11 protein-coding genes are annotated in these 16,305 nt (G+C 35.2%); all 11 read left to right on the top strand.

The features are described 5' to 3' along the window. The first annotated feature begins 8 nt into the window (after positions 1-8). The 11 genes from OZP11_RS09175 to OZP11_RS09125 all read left to right on the top strand — a co-directional run bounded on the left by OZP11_RS09175 (position 9) and on the right by OZP11_RS09125 (position 16,294). Positions 9-1,592, top strand: coding sequence for a SusD/RagB family nutrient-binding outer membrane lipoprotein (locus tag OZP11_RS09175; RefSeq protein WP_281234916.1), 1,584 nt, complete (start codon positions 9-11; stop codon positions 1,590-1,592). 85 nt (positions 1,593-1,677) lie between these two features. Then, complete coding sequence (locus OZP11_RS09170) at positions 1,678-2,727, top strand: sialidase family protein (RefSeq protein ID WP_281234915.1); 1,050 nt, start codon at positions 1,678-1,680, stop codon at positions 2,725-2,727. An 11-nt stretch (positions 2,728-2,738) separates the two neighbouring features. Beyond that, on the top strand, positions 2,739-3,071 hold the full coding sequence (locus tag OZP11_RS09165; RefSeq protein ID WP_281234914.1) for an L-rhamnose mutarotase: 333 nt from the start codon (positions 2,739-2,741) through the stop codon (positions 3,069-3,071). 146 nt (positions 3,072-3,217) lie between these two features. Then, positions 3,218-4,189: a M20/M25/M40 family metallo-hydrolase gene (locus tag OZP11_RS09160; RefSeq protein WP_281234913.1), complete on the top strand. Its 972-nt coding sequence runs from the start codon at positions 3,218-3,220 to the stop codon at positions 4,187-4,189. Positions 4,190-4,710: 521 nt separating this feature from the next. Then, the gene (locus OZP11_RS09155) at positions 4,711-7,983 is read left to right on the top strand and encodes an RHS repeat domain-containing protein (RefSeq protein ID WP_281234912.1); all 3,273 of its coding nucleotides are present in this window, start codon (positions 4,711-4,713) and stop codon (positions 7,981-7,983) included. Positions 7,984-8,000: 17 nt separating this feature from the next. Next, positions 8,001-11,603, top strand: a complete 3,603-nt coding sequence (locus OZP11_RS09150; protein WP_281234911.1) for a DUF6443 domain-containing protein — start codon at positions 8,001-8,003, stop codon at positions 11,601-11,603. Next, positions 11,575-12,186 carry a glycosyltransferase family protein gene (locus OZP11_RS09145; RefSeq protein ID WP_281234910.1) on the top strand — a complete coding sequence of 204 codons (612 nt, stop codon included), beginning with the start codon at positions 11,575-11,577 and terminating at the stop codon, positions 12,184-12,186. Before OZP11_RS09150 ends, OZP11_RS09145 begins: the two co-directional genes overlap by 29 nt. 524 nt (positions 12,187-12,710) lie before the next feature. Continuing rightward, positions 12,711-14,018 (top strand): RHS repeat domain-containing protein, encoded by a 1,308-nt coding sequence (locus OZP11_RS09140; RefSeq protein ID WP_281234909.1) that lies wholly within the window; start codon positions 12,711-12,713, stop codon positions 14,016-14,018. Next, positions 14,015-14,575, top strand: a complete 561-nt coding sequence (locus tag OZP11_RS09135) for a hypothetical protein (protein ID WP_281234908.1) — start codon at positions 14,015-14,017, stop codon at positions 14,573-14,575. Before OZP11_RS09140 ends, OZP11_RS09135 begins: the two co-directional genes overlap by 4 nt. A 422-nt stretch (positions 14,576-14,997) precedes the next feature. Next, positions 14,998-15,396, top strand: a complete 399-nt coding sequence (locus OZP11_RS09130; RefSeq protein ID WP_281234907.1) for a hypothetical protein — start codon at positions 14,998-15,000, stop codon at positions 15,394-15,396. Positions 15,397-16,114: 718 nt separating this feature from the next. Further along, on the top strand, positions 16,115-16,294 hold the full coding sequence (locus OZP11_RS09125; RefSeq protein WP_281234906.1) for a hypothetical protein: 180 nt from the start codon (positions 16,115-16,117) through the stop codon (positions 16,292-16,294). Positions 16,295-16,305 lie beyond the last annotated feature (11 nt).

Genomic DNA, 16,305 nt, shown 5'->3' with positions numbered 1-16,305 from the left:
GAGATAAAATGAAAAATAGTTATAAAATTAAAACAATAGGAGTTGTCGTATCGATGCTCGCTGTTTTTTCAAGCTGTACACAGGATTTTGACGAAATAAACACGAACAAAAATACACTTACAGAAGACCAGCTTGATCCAACTCTTGCAGGACCGGCATTTGCTTCGGCATTATATGCAGGTATTCACAATGGTTCATATTCTTCTCCTGTAGATGATCAGGGAACATGGGGTATTGCAACAGGTATTTTGCCTTCTACATTTACTCATTACTTAAGCTGTGGATACGGAACAGAAAGAAATGCATTTGTTAATGGTTATGAAGGTCGTGGATGGTTACGTTTTTATACTGTAGCTGTACCGGCATTAAACAATGCAATTAAAGCATCTGAAGGAAATGCAGACGCACTTGCAGTACTAAAAATCTGGAAAGTATTTATGTACAACCAAATGGTAGACTGCTACGGTCCGATTCCTTATACAGAAGCAGGAAACAATAAAGAAAAAGTTCCTTACGATAGTGTAGAATCTATTTACGAAGACTTTTTTAAATTGTTAGACGAAGCAAACGCAACACTTAATGCTACAGCTGCAACAACAGTGGGAACATTACAGCCAAACGACCGAGTGTACGGAGGAAATGTACAAAGCTGGAAAAGATTTGGAAACAGTCTTAGATTACGTCTAGCATTAAGAATTTCAGATATTGATCCTGCTAAAGCAAAAGCTCAGGCAGAAGCTGCAGTAGCAGCCGGTGTGATCGAAACTAACGAGCAAAGTGCTACTTTTAAAGTAAGTAACATTACACCAAACAACCTGAATATGATTGTAAATGCTTGGGGATATTTCATGACAGCTTCTATGGAAAGTCTTCTTGTAGGATACGATGATCCAAGATTAGCTAAATGGTTTTCTCCTATCGATACAGGTGTTTATCAAGGAAGACCGGTTGGAGGATTACAAGGTCAGTTTGGAACAACTAAATTCTCAATGTTTAATAATGATGTATTAGGAAGCGGTGCAAATGGAACCCTTATGGATACTAAAAATATTGAAATTTTCATGGCCTCAGAAAACTATCTAAGCAGAGCCGAAGGTGCTTTAAACGGATGGAATATGATTGGTACAGCACAAACTTTATACGAGCAGGGTATCACATTATCATTAAGACAGTGGGGTATTACAGATGCGGCTGAAATTTCAAATTATATCGCCGGAACATCTGTTCCATCTATACCAAACGCAGCAACAGCTTATCCTACTATTGGTTTGCAAAATGTTCCTGTAACTCTTCCTGTTGCATGGTCATCTTCTGAAGCTAACCAGCGTACACAAATTGCAGTTCAGAAATATTTAGCTGTTTTCCCTGAGTCATGGGAAGCATGGGCTGATTTAAGAAGAAGTGATGCTAAAGTTATTTATGAGCCAATCAATACAGATAATCTTGAGCCAGGAGTAGGTAAAAGTTTAATGAAACGTGTTATTTACGTTACAAACGAATATTCTGCAAATGGTGAAGCAGTTGAAGATGCCATTAAAAAACTTGGAGGTCCTGATTCAGGAGGAACAAGACTTTGGTGGGATACTAAATAATACTAAGTAAAGAAAACGAGATTCGTTACTTATAAACAGCAAAAGGAGAGGTAACTCTCCTTTTGTTTTATATAACAGTCAAATTATGAAATTAAAAAAATATTATCCGGCTGCTTTACTGGTTTCGGTTTTTGTTTCCTGCAATTCAGTTAAAGAAGATCCAAAAGCTGTAAACATTACCCAAAATTATATTGCCGATAAACCGGTTACCGCAGCAAGTCATGCTTCGACATTGGTCGAATTAGAAAATAATGAACTTCTGGCAGCGTGGTTTGGCGGTACCTACGAAGGTGCAAAAGATGTTGGTATTTATGTTTCATCTTACAAAAACAAAAAATGGTCGGCTCCAAAAGAGCTGATAGAACCTTTAATCAAAGACGGCGATACACTGCCATGCTGGAATCCGGTGTTGTTTAAAAGCAAAGCCGAGAATTTGTATTTGTTTTACAAAGTCGGGAAAAATCCAAGAGAGTGGTTTGGCGCTATGATCGTTTCTAAAGATGACGGAAAAACATGGAGCGAAGCAAAATACCTGCCAAAAGGAATTTTAGGACCAATTAGAAATAAACCAATCGAAACTTCTTCCGGAATTATTTTATGCGGCAGCAGCACCGAAAGTGTAGACGACAACAAATGGAGGGTTTTTATCGAAACTTATAATGAAAATAAAGACAGCTGGACGATTGCCGATATTAATGATAAGAAAAACTTTGACATTATCCAGCCGACGTTTTTGGTGCATTCTGATAAAAAAATCCAGATTTTATCCCGAAGCCGACACAACAAATTAATCTCGTCCTGGTCTGAAGACAACGGACAAACCTGGCAGAAAACGGATAGTATAAATGTTGTAAATTCGAATTCAGGAGTAGATGCCGTAACTTTATCAGATAAATCATTTTTATTGGTCAACAATCCTTTAAAAATGGGGAAAGACTGGTTTAACGGACGAAACGTTCTCGATGTAGAATATTCTAACGATGGTGTAAACTGGAAAAAACTGTTCGATCTCGAAAAACAAAAGGAAGGCGAATTCAGTTATCCGGCCATTATTCAGACATCAGACAATAAAATACACGTTTTGTATACCTATAACCGTAAGTATATCAAACACACCACATTCGATTTACAATAAAAAACAAAATTATGCAAAAGTACTGCCTAGCCTTAGATTTAAACAACGATCCCGATTTGATTGCCCAATACATTGAGTATCATAAAAATGTCTGGCCTGAAATACAGAAAAGCATCAAAGATTCCGGAATTTCCAATTTAGAGATTTACAATGTAGGCGATCGTTTGTTTATGATAATCGAAGCCAATGATACTTTCTCATTTGAAGAAAAAGGAAAAATGGACGCCGAAAATCCAAAAGTGCAGGAATGGGAAACCCTGATGTGGAAATTCCAAAAAGCACTGCCACAGGCAAAATCCGGCGAAAAATGGATTTTAATGGATAAGATTTTTGAACTGAAATAAGTTTGTATTTACACGCTGATTAACTGATTCGCTTTGCGGAGCACTTTTATAGATTTTTAAAAACAGTCAGATTTAAAATTCGTTTTATTGGTGTCTTCGCAAAGCGAATTAGTAAAATCAGCGTCTAATTTTTTAGATAAGAAAATATGAAATTTAGGCAAAACTTCAGCATTGTTTTAAGCTTGCTGCTTTTGAGTATTATGGCAAATGCTCAAAAAAATAACATGGCACAGACTTTTTACAAACACGATAAATACCTTTCATCAGATAAAATGGAAGGACGTTTTGTGGGAACAAAAGGAAATAACGATGCAGCAGCTTACATTAAAAAACATTTTAAGAAATACAGATTACAGCCATTTAGCAGCGGTTATTACCAGCCTTTTAAGGTATTTGTAAAAGAAGGGATCAACAAAATGAAATCCGACAGCGTTTCGACCCAAAACGTTTTCGGGTTTATTGAAGGTTCTGATGAAAAACTAAAAAATGAGTTTATCGTTATAGGCGCACATTATGATCATTGGGGCTGGGGCGGAACAGGATCCGGAAGCAAGAAGAAAGACACCATTGCGATTCATAACGGAGCCGATGATAATGCTTCGGGCGTTTCGGCCTTGTTATGTATTCTTGAAGAAGTTTCAAAACTTAAAATAAAACCCAAACGAAGCATTATTTTTGTTTCTTTCAGCGGGGAAGAAGAAGGATTACTGGGATCAAAATATTTTGTAAACCATCTTCCCGTAAAAAAAGAAGCTGTAAAAGTCATGCTCAACATGGATATGGTAGGAAGATTAAATTCTGAAAAACAAATCTATATGGGCGGCGCAGGAACTTTCCCAAACGGAGTTGAACTTATGAAAAACCTCGGGCAAAACAGCGGACTAAATCCTGTTGTTCACGCCGGCGAAGTAGGAGGTTCGGATCACGTTACTTTTTATAAATCTGGAATTTCTGTAATTGGTTTACACACCGGCGGACATCCGCAGTACCACACTCCGGAAGATGATATTGATTTAATTAATTTTGAAGGCGGCGCTTTGGTTTCGAAATATATTTATAATGCTTTAGTAAGTATTGCGAATTATAATGAAGATTTGGTTTTTATAAAGCAGGATTAAACTAATAAAATAAAATTGAAAAGCCGTTTTGGTACTGTAAAAGTGCCGAAACGGCTTTTTTTATTGATTGTTATTTTTTTTGATTTTTTTAGATAAATCTTAATGTTTCGATTCTGTAGAAAATAACTTCGATAAAAAAACAAATCTTTCAATCTCTTACATACTGTAGTTTCTAAGATAATTAGTATCATTGTTAACGCAAATGTATTTTTGACACATGGCTTATTTATGATTTCATATTATTAAATATCTTAAAAACTAAAATATATCTTATTTTTTAAATTTGCGAGTTTTGTTTGTTTTTATTTTTATATTTTGAAAGAAAATTATTAAAGAATATTTTAGTTGCATTTTAAATAATTTATATCTTTTTTAAATACTGCTTTTTACGAAATAGTAGTAGATAAATGTGGGATTCCGTAAAAGAATCAAAATCTTAATGAGTATGTTTGTAGTAAAATTCTCGATATACACCTCATAAAAATACCTTTTAAAATCTATTACAAAAAATGTTAGTTCCTATGTTTAATTTAATTGTAAAGAGTTCATTTAGATTTTTGTTCTCTCTGTTCTTTCTCTGTATAGTATCTTCCTCTAATGCCCAGAATACTGAAGGCGGTTTTCTGCCCAATATAATACCTCCGTCTCCTGTTGCCGGAGAGTTAGGTAAATTTGGAAATGTCCCTGTAGGATTATTTACGGGATCGGCCAATCTTTCAGTTTCACTGCTTACTTTTAAGACAAAAAATTTAGAATCGCCATTGTCACTTTCGTATGGTTCAAACGGAATTAAAGTCGACGAAGTAGCTTCAAACGTAGGTTTGGGGTGGAACCTTAATGTGGGAGGTGTTATTACCCGTACCGTAAGGGATCTTAATGATGATTCAAACCAAAGTATCGATATTCCGAATTTATATACTGCAACACCAGAACAACAGCTTCAGTTTTATAAAGCAGCAGGACAAGACTTTGCTGATACAGAGCGTGATATCTATTCTTTTAACTGTAATGGTATTTCAGGAAAATTTGTTTACGATAAAAATAATGTTCCGGTATTGGTAAACAATCAAAAAATTAAAATAGAAAGAATTGGTCTCAACGGTGAAGATTTTAAATTAACAGCCGCCAATGGTGTTCAATACTTTTTTACAGAAAAAGAAACTACTACTTTTAGAAATCAGGGGGAAGGACATTCAGTAATAAGCGGCAGTGTAACGGCCTGGTATCTTACAAAAATTGCGCATCCAAATAATTCGGCAATTGTTTTTACTTACGAACCAGAGCCTGTTAACCTGGAGTATACGGCTTCAAATTCCCAAAGATTAATGTTGTCAAACGGAGTCCAGTTGTCGTGCAGCGGTCCTGCGTTTACAGCACCAATATTAAGCGGTATTTCTTCGTACAATATGAAAGTTATTGGAAAAAGAATAACCAAAATAAGCAGCAGTAACAGCTCTGATGGATATGTAACAATTGCTTATTATGCAAACGGAGTTAATGCAGAGGTTACCGGCAACAGTAAAATAGAATCGATAACGCAATATAATATTACAGGAGCTATTATTGAAAAATTGAATTTGAATTATCTTAAAACAGGTAATTCGCGTGTTTTTTTACAGAATATAACGTATAACGATCCTTCAAAAAAATACAGTTTTGAATATATAGCCCCTGATAGTTTTCCAAATAGACTTTCAAAAAGTCAGGATCACTGGGGGTATTATAACGGCAAAAGCAATATCAATCTGGTACCTAAAAATATAACAGAATACGGATTAAACAATCTTGATTACCAAGGGGCAAATAAAGAACCGGATGGCGATTTTGCTAAAATAGGTTTGTTAAGTAAAATTACTTATCCAACAAAAGGATATACCCAATTTGATTATGAAAGCAATACGTATTGGGGCTCAAAAACGACATATCCAGCAAAAGTACAGGCTAGAATTGATCATATTTTTGAAGATGAAAATGGCGACAATATAGAGGATTATAAAAATGGAAAAACTATCACGATAACTTCTCCGATGGATCAGACAATTACATTTTCCGGCTTTGTTGATTATGCAGATTTAGAGGCTCCACATGAAGGAGGCAATGGTCCTGTACGTGATCCGCTTGACAAAGGAAATTATACTGCCAGAGTTCGAGTGGCTAAAGCTGCTTCACCAACAAATTATTTGAAATTTTATACAATGAGTCAATTTGGCTCAAAAGTATCTGCAGATCCTCATGTTATTGTAGAAATGGCAACAGAGCCTTTTTATTTTGACGCAAAAGCAGGACAGACGTATATAATTACACTTACAAAAAATGGAATTCGTACTTCTGCCGGAATAAATTTTTACTATTATGCAGATGTTCCCAAGACTGAAGACACAAATATAGAAACGGGTGGAGTGCGTATTAAATCGACCAAAGATTTTGCATCTGCAGCAGCAGCTCCTGTTTATAAAAGATTCTATTATGGGCCTAAGCATGATCTTAATCACTCATCTGGCGATAAAGGCAGGAATCCTTATTACATTGATCAGACTATGATTAGATCGATGTGTACATCAGAATGGGGGGTTGGATTGTGTGCTTTTGTAGATAATTATTATCTAACGTTGAGTTCCAGCAGTTTGGTCTCGTTGTTTGATACCGGCAGCAGTAACTGTTTTTATAAATATGTTACCACCAGCGAAGGAGGAGACAACTTCGAAAATGGAGGAGAAATGAAAGAATTTATTGTAAACAGAGATGAGCATGGAAGTTCTCTTTTTAGTACTGATATCAAAGGTGCGCCGCTTACCAATTCCGGTTGGGATAATGGATTGGAATTAAAGTCAGAAATATTTAAGAAAAAAACACCCAATGGCCCTTTTATAACAATAGCAGAAACTGAAAACAAGTATAAAGAAGATCCTGCTTACTCTAAAGAAGTTATTGCCTATAGAGTAAGGAAAAATTATACGGAATTGTGCCCAAATGTACAGACTGTAGATAATATGAGTATGGTTGAATACAAAACATTAGGACATTGGTTTTATTTAGAATCCTCAATCTCAAAAAAATACGATCTTGACGGATTAAACCCTGTTGAAACCCAAACGGTTTATAAATACGGTAATCCAAGCCATATCCAGCTTACTTCGCAGAGCACCAAATCATCTTTAAAAGAGAATCTGGAAACCCGATATTATTATCCTCATGATCTTCTTTCGGAGCCTTTTGTATCAGAAATGATTGCAGGGAACCGAATCGATACCCCGCTGAAAACAGAAACCTACAGAGGAACTGTAAAACAGTCTGAGCAAAAAACAGTTTTTGGCAAAGATGCCTCAACAGCAGATTTGTTACTGCCAAAATTTATTTATACAGCCAAAGCTGCAGCATCATTAGAGAAAAAAATCACCTTTGGCAAATATGATGAAAAAGGCAATATCCTTGAATATACTCCGGAGAACGGCACGCCTGTATCGATAATCTGGGGCTATAATAAAACCCAGCCTATTGCCAAGATAGAAAATGCGCTTTACAGCCAGGCTGCTTCTTACGCAGCTAATTTACAGGATAAATCAGATACAAAAACAGAAACCGAACTAAAAGAAGCCCTCGGTCTGTTTAGAACAGCACTGCCAAATGCCATGATTACAACCTATACTTATAAACCGCTTGTCGGGGTAAGCACCGTTACAGATCCTAAAGGCCAGACTACAACCTATACCTATGATGATTTTGGCCGTCTTGATGTTGTAAAAGATGCCAAAGGCAATATCCTTTCAGAAAACCAGTACCGTTACAAACAATAAAAAAAACCAAAAGCACCATGAAAAATCTAATCAAATTCCTTTTGGTTTTGTTCCCTGTTATGGTAATGAGCCAGACCCAGAGTGAAAACTATGTTAAAACCGTTACCTACAAAGTGCCGGTTACACAGAAGATAGTGTCGCCTTCAATTTCGCAGGCATCACAGAGCACCACCTATTTTGACGGACTCGGGAGACCCATACAGAAAATAGACGGCCAGCAGTCCAAATCCGGAAAAGATATCGTAACGCATATCGAATACGACAGCTTAGGAAGACAGGTTGAAGACTATCTTCCTTTTAAGGCAGAAACCACCAATATGGCTTTTGAACCTTCGGGAAAAGCTAAAGTAATGAATTATTACAAAACCGCATCCGAAGCCGTTACCGGAAACTCCGCCATGGATATTACCGATTTCCCTTTCAGCCGAAAAGAACTTGAAGCATCACCTCTTAACCGTGTGCTTATGCAGGCCGCTCCGGGTAATGACTGGAGATCAGGATCAGGACATGAGATCAAAATCAGCTACCAGAGTAATGCCAAAGATGAAGTCAGGCTGTTTACTGCCAGTACATCCTGGGATGCTGTATCCGGCTTGTATACTATTTCTTTTAACAATAACGGCTTTTATGAAGCAAACCAGCTTTATAAAACCGTTACTTATGATGAAAATACCGCTCCGGCCGTAAAAGCCGGAACACAGGAGTTTAAAAACAAAGAAGGACAAATCGTGCTTAAAAGAACCTTTGATGCGGGTATAGAACACGACACCTATTATGTTTATGATATTTATGGAAACCTTACCTATGTAATCCCTCCAAAAGCGGTGGATTTAATTGGAGGTTCTTCAAGCACACAGTCAGATGTAACCTCTACAGCCAAAGTAGAACCGGCAGGCACCCTGCATTTAACAGCATCAAATTCCATCAGGCTCCTTGACGGTTTTCATGCCAAGGCAGGAAGCACCTTCAGTGCCGTTATTGATGCCAATAAAGCTATCCTTGACGATTTGTGCTACCAGTATAAATACGATCACAGAAACAGATTAGCTGAAAAGAAACTCCCTGGAAAACAATGGGAATTTATCGTATATGACAAACTCGACAGAGTCGTGGCCGCAGGACCTGCCAATTCCCCGTTTTCTGATTTAAATACTGCTGGGTGGATTATTACCAAATACGATGCCTTCAGCCGTCCGGTTTATACCGGCTGGTCGACAGCTTCCCCGGCCACGGCATCAGGAAGGATCACCCTGCAGACAGCGCAGAACAGTCCGTCGCTGACTGTACTGAACGAAACAAAACTAACCAGCGGAACTCTTGACGGCATCCCGGCTTATTACTCCAATACAGTTTCGCCGACTAGTTTTAAACTTCTGTCGGTGAATTATTATGACAATTATACCTTCCCGAGCACTCCTGCAATTGCAGTGCCTGCAATTATCGAAACACAAAAAGTTCTCTCTGCCAGTGAGGTAAAAGGACTTCAGACGGCTTCATGGACAAGAGTGCCTTCAGCCAGCACGGCTGTTATGGGAGAAACCACCGCTACATTTTATGATGATAAAGCCAGACCGATTCGTATTTATACCATAAACCATCTGGGAGGCTATACCTATACCGACACCAAACTTGATTTTCCGGGTAAAACAGAATATACGATAACCAGACATAAAAGACTGGCAGGAGATACCGAGCTGAAAACAAAAGATACTTTTACCTACTCGCCTCAGGATCGTTTAATAAGCCAGACACACCAGATAAACGATGTGGCTGCACCGGAAGTTTTATTTACCAATACCTATGACGAATTAGGACAGCTTATTTCTAAAAAAACAGGCGGTGCCGTGCAGAACATCAATTACACCTATAACATCCGAGGATGGCTTACGGGGATTAATGATGTGACTTCACTTACAAAAGCAGGAGATCCTAAAGATCTCTTTGCTTTTAAAATTAATTACAATACAAGTACAACAGCTGGTGTGAATCCTTTATACAACGGGAACATAGCAGAGACTTATTGGGCAACCAACTCAGACAACGGCATCATACGAGGCTACGGGTATAGATACGATAATCTTAACCGTTTAAAGACCGGGATCTCTAAACAAAACGGCACTGTAAACAACTTTTTTGATGAGACCCTGACGTACGATAAAAACGGAAATATCATGTCGATTGCTCGTAACGGAAACAATGCCCTGCAGCAGATTGATAATTTAGTCTACAGTTACCAAAACAGTAATAAAAGCAACCAGCTGGCAAAGGTAGTCGATAATGCTCCTGCAGCTTATAAAGCAAAAGGTTTTACAGACAGTGCTGCTAATACGGTTGATGATTACAGCTATGATGCAGACGGCAACATGACAAAAGACAATAACAAAAACATAACAGCAATAACTTACAACCATTTAAACCTGCCGTTAAAAATCACCTTTGGCGCCGCTGGGAATATTGTGTATCTTTACAATACAGCGGGACAGAAGGTGCAGAAGATTGTAAGCGAAACAGGAAAAACAGCAGTAACTACCGATTATCTTGGAGGTTATCAGTATGACAACAGTGCATTGAAATTTTTTCCAATGACAGAAGGATATATTGAACCTTCTGGAAGTTCTTTTAGATATATTTACCAGTACAAAGATCATCTGGGCAACATTAGAATCAGTTATGATAAAACTCTTGCTATTAAAGAAGAAAGTAATTATTATCCTTTTGGGTTAAAACAGGAAGGGTATAATACTGTGAAAACTGGTGTAGAGAATAAGTATAAGTACAATGGAAAGGAGCTTCAGGACGAGCTATCATTGAATATGTACGATATGGATGCACGTCAGTATGACCCAGCAATTGCTAGATGGCTTGTTCACGACCCAATTGTTCATCATAATCAATCTCCATATAGCGCGTTTAATGAAAATCCTGTTTATTGGGCAGACCCTAGTGGAATGGCAGGAGAGCATTATGATGAAAAAACAGGAACTTATATAAACAGTAAGAACGAAACTATAAGTTTTGAAGATGCAATGGCTAGCTATGGGCTTAATCCGAATGGAAGTGAAAAATCTGAAAATAATGAATCTCAAGAAAGTAGCAACGACTCTAATACAAATAATGAATATAGTATAAAATTTCCAAAGGGTTCAGATTATGAGAAGACAAGACCACGATTCACAAAGACTGTTAAACAACTTAAAGCGTATGTCAAAAGTAATTCGAATATACTTGATTGGCTAGCTCGCTATTCGGGGTTTTCTACTATGGAAGTATTAGAAGAACTAGAATATGGTAAAGGAGGGACTCTATTAACGGAAGTAATCAAAGCGAAATTTGGCACAACAGCTCCAGATGGTACAATGAAAGTTAATCTAAAATGGGCAAATGGTCTAGAAATTGTTAAAAATAATGAAAGGCTTCAAGCAACATCATTTTTAGTAGCAATTACAATTTTACATGAATTTGTTCACTATGGTAGGATGAAAAATAAATTGAGTGAATCACCGTATGAATATGGGGATGGTTTTGAACAACAAATATTTAGTCCCTACGAAATGATTGACAATGAGAACGCATATAAACTACTTAAAAAATATGGAAAAGGTTGGATTTTTAAAGATTAACAGAATACTCATATTTTATATGACAATAACTTTCTGTTTTTTACTTAGCTGTAAAAAAGAAAGTATAAATAAAGAAGCTGTGATTGCTGATAATTTTATACAATTAGTAGATACGTTTGCCTATAAAACAGGAACATTTATACCTGTACCATTCATAGAAGAAGAAAAATTTGATTCTAATAAAAAACAGATAATTCCTAAAGTTCCATTTTCTGTTAACTTGGTAGATTCAATTGTTTATGATAAAATTATCAGTAGAGATATAAATGATTTATTTAGTAAAAATTCCAAATTAGATAAATTATATGGTGAAATTCTAAGAAAGGGGAAATATGAAAATTTTCAATTAACTTCACATTTTCCTAAATCAATTGGTAAATATAATATTTATACTGATTCTTCGATTGAAAAACCAAACTTCGTAGGTGAAATCGAGCTTTGTAATTTCAAAATGTATGAAAATAAAATTATGTTAGTTTTAATTAAATCGGTAGGGCATAGTAAAAGAGCGGATTTAATAATTTTTAAAAAGACGAATAATTTATGGAAGATTATTGATCGCGCAAATTTATTTGTATCTTAGTTATTAGACCCGATCGCGCAGATCTATCGACAGCGATAGCGCGGAAATTTTTTCCGTGAACGCAAAGATCATCGATAAAGATATAAAAAAGAAAACCTCGCCAATCGGCGGTTTTTTTTGTGTTTTAAACTTTGGTAAGTGTGCTTGTTTTTGTTGCATAAATGCCTGTCGTAAATCTGAATTGAAAAGAAAAAGTTCTCGCATTTATGTAGCAAAAACAACCCGATCGCTCGAATATCCGCAACGATCGCGCGGAAATTCTTTCCGTGTCCGCAAAGGAAATCCCTGGCTGGTGCGAGCATCTTGCTCGTGAATGCAATGAGGATCGAAAATGAATATAGAAAGAAATTTACCGTAACGGAAACAGCGAAACGGTAACTCCAATTGATAATTTAGTTTATACCTATTCCAATACCAATAAAAGCAACCAGCTGGTAAAAGTTGCCGACAGCAGCAATAAAACAATAGGATTTATAGATGGTACCAACACAGGAGATGATTATACTTATGACCTAAACGGAAATATGATCTCTGATGCCAATAAAAACATAACGGCAATAACCTATAACCATTTAAATCTGCCGTTAAAAATTACCTTTGGCACTGCTGGGAATATTGTGTACCTTTACAATGCAGCGGGACAAAAGGTCCAGAAGACTGTAAGCGAAACAGGGAAAACAGCTATAACTACAGATTATCTGGGAGGTTATCAGTATGAAAATGGCGTATTAAAATTTTTCCCAACTGCAGAAGGTTATGCTGAACCATCTGGAAGTTCTTATAGATATATTTACCAATACAAAGATCATCTGGGCAACATTAGAATCAGTTATGATAAAACTCTTGCTATTAAAGAAGAAAATAATTATTATCCTTTTGGATTGAAGCAGGAAGGGTATAATACTGTAAAAACTGGCGTTGAGAATAAGTATAAGTACAATGGAAAAGAGCGCCAAGACGAGCTGAGGCTTGGGATGTACGACTATGGAGCGAGGAACTATGACTCTGCACTTGGTCGATGGATGAATGTTGACCCTTTGGCAGAAGTATCGAGACGCTGGACGCCTTATAATTATGCTTATAATAATCCTGTAATTAATGTTGACCCAGATGGAATGCTATCGCAATCTGTGATTCAAGATTTATGGAATAAGTCTGATAATAATGCGGAAACGAAATGGACTTTTAATAATGGTACTGCAACAGCGAGTAACGGAGCAACAGCGAATGTTTCAGAAGATGAAGACGGAGCGAGTAGTTCAGAATGGAATCCATTAACGGCCAACATTTTTAATAGTTATGTTCAAAATAAATATGGTATATCTGATAAACAAATTGGAGACTTTGCTGGAAAATTATTTGAAAATGCATTTGTAAAATTTGGAGAAAAAAACTTTGAAGAAGATGCCAACTTTGAAGGTGCAACAGGTCGTTCAACTTTATCTCGACCAGATGCATATTCAGATGGCTTACATTTTAATTTTAGCAGACTAATGTTGGTTAGATATAATAAATCAGTTTGGAGGGAAGTAAAAGCTAGAAACAAAAATATTTCACTAGATAAGCAGATAAAAGGATTTATCGATGGAATATACGAGGAGTTTAAGCATTCAGCAACAAAAACGGGAGCGGCTTATTTATGTTTAGTAACAACGAGTAATAGTAATGTAAGTCCAGAAGTATATGTATATGCACAATCAAAAGGTGTTCAAATCCAACACTGGGTATCACAATATAGGATGAATGGTGGTAACATGCAGGTGGATTTTGGTTATAAGACAGGTCCTCTAAATCCTGCAGTATATGAATTTAAAAAACCCGTTAAGCTATGATGCTAACCAAAAAAATATCCGTAACTATATTATTTTTTTCTTTTTTTTATGGATATAGTCAAGAAAATAATAACCGAAATATGAATATAGATGACATTAGAGAATTGGAACAAGAGCGAATCTCTGATATTTCAAATACTGTTAAGTTATATGTGGAGGAATTAGAAAATAAATTCGATATAAAACTGGATTATAAAAATGTTTCTACATTAGATAAATTTGATGAGAAAATTCACTTGTATGGATTAGAAAAACTTAATGAAAAAGATTTATTTTCAATTAGCCTTTATTTGGATGAATTTTTTAGAACAAATACTGGTACATATTGGATAATTGAGAAGATTAAATCTAGTAAAGGGCATTATTTTGTTCCCTTTTTAAAGTCTAACGATTCAAAAAAAGAGTTTAGTTTTTTTAGAGATATTCTGAAAGGACATTCCGAAAACGAAAGCGGTTATTTATTATTGAAGTATTGTTATATTTTACAATTAGCCAGATATAAAGATATACCTCCGTTATCAAAGGAAGAAATAGAATTTTTTAAATCTTTCAATTGATTGGTAGTGTTTCAAAGTTAGTGATATGAGATTTTAGAATTCTAACCTCTTGAAATTGAATAAATTTCAGAAATAAATAATTTAAAGATGAGCAGTAATGCTCATCTTTTTTGGTTTAATATTGCCTTAAATGAACTAAAATGAGTAAAAATCCGACATGGTGTTCCAAAGTTCGTGATGGTATGAATTGTCCAAGATTTAACGAGCAAAAGGTTATTAAATGCAACTGCAAGAGGAGTTAAAGCTGAATGTTTTATAACTATGGAGCACGTAATTATGTCTAAGCACTGATACATGGATGAATATTGACCTATTAGCGGAGATTTCTAGAAGAAATTCTCCTTATGTTTGCGTACTTAACAATCCAGTTTATTTTATAGGCAGCGAAAAAGGATTCAAAATAGGAGTTAAATTTTAATATTATGAAAAAAATATCTAGTAAAACAACGTACTTTCGAAAGAAAATAGTACCAATTATTCTTCTAATTAATGCTTTAATTTTGCTTTTTGGTTTTATCATTTTTGATTTGACTTTTAAAAATTTAGCATTTATTTTTTTTCCAACTTTAATTTTTTTATTTGCATGGGTATTTAATTTTAGAAAATTAGAAGAAGTTTATCTGGGCGATAAATATCTTGAAATTAAGAACGAAAAGGTATTATTCGAAAATATTCTTTCTATTGATAAAATAAGTTCATTTCGTTATGAACTCACTTATCAAAAAACTAATACAGTAAAATCGGTTATATTTATGGTTGACTCATTTCCTAAATATCCTACTTCAACTCCAGATTTTCTGAAAGAAATTAAAGATTTATAGAAAAAGATAAAGTTAAGTAGTGAAAGAACTTTTACATTTAAGCCATTCCATAAAGGAGTGGCTTTTGCTTTTATAGCACATTTAAGTATGTAGTGTTCAAATTAGGTATTTTCCCAAATAGCAATGTAACTAACTGAATAATAATGTGAAATTTTAATTATGAGTAAAAGATATAACCACACGGTCTTTTTTTAGTAGATATTTAAAAGAAAACCTATCGTCCTCAAATCCCCCATACCTTAACGTAGACCTCAAAACAAGCATAGTAACCCGATGGAATGTAATGATCACCAGACAATGATTATGGATTAGACGAATCAGGTAAAATAGAGTTATTAAAAGAAACTGATGATAAAAACGAATACACTCTTTACTTTGCATCAAGAGATAGTAATGGTAATCTTAAAAAGATGAAAATGCCGAATCAATTACTATTGAGAAAAGTATTCTTAAATACTATTGAAAATACGCAGTTTACTAATTCAGTAAAGGGGAGATAAAATATGTGTTCAATTAGTTGATTTACAGTAATATGGTGAATTATAATGAATTATTTGAATTTGTATCAAATAACTCCATTAATGAATTTTCATTGACTAAATTTGAAAATGAAGTAAATATTATTGGCACAAGTTTTAAAGAGAGTTAAGAACTTAGTTTAAATATTAGTGCATCAAGGAATAATAGTGCAATAAAAGGCTATGACCATTGTCATCCAATGGATTTTGAAGGAATTTATCCTTCTCCAGCTGAAATTCAAACAGCAGGAAAGTTTAGTCCAAGTGCTATTTTGAGGGTTTATGCTCCTCTTCTTAAACAATATAAAGATTATAATTCAAATTCACCAAATGTGGAGCTTAAAGAAGTACTGATTCCTAGAAGAAAATCTAAAAAGTAATTTAATGAAAA

The sequence above is a fragment of the Flavobacterium gelatinilyticum genome, assembly GCF_027111295.1.
GTDB lineage: Bacteria > Bacteroidota > Bacteroidia > Flavobacteriales > Flavobacteriaceae > Flavobacterium > Flavobacterium gelatinilyticum.
Note: the sequence above shows the minus strand (reverse complement) of the source record. Positions and strands in the feature narration are given on the sequence as shown.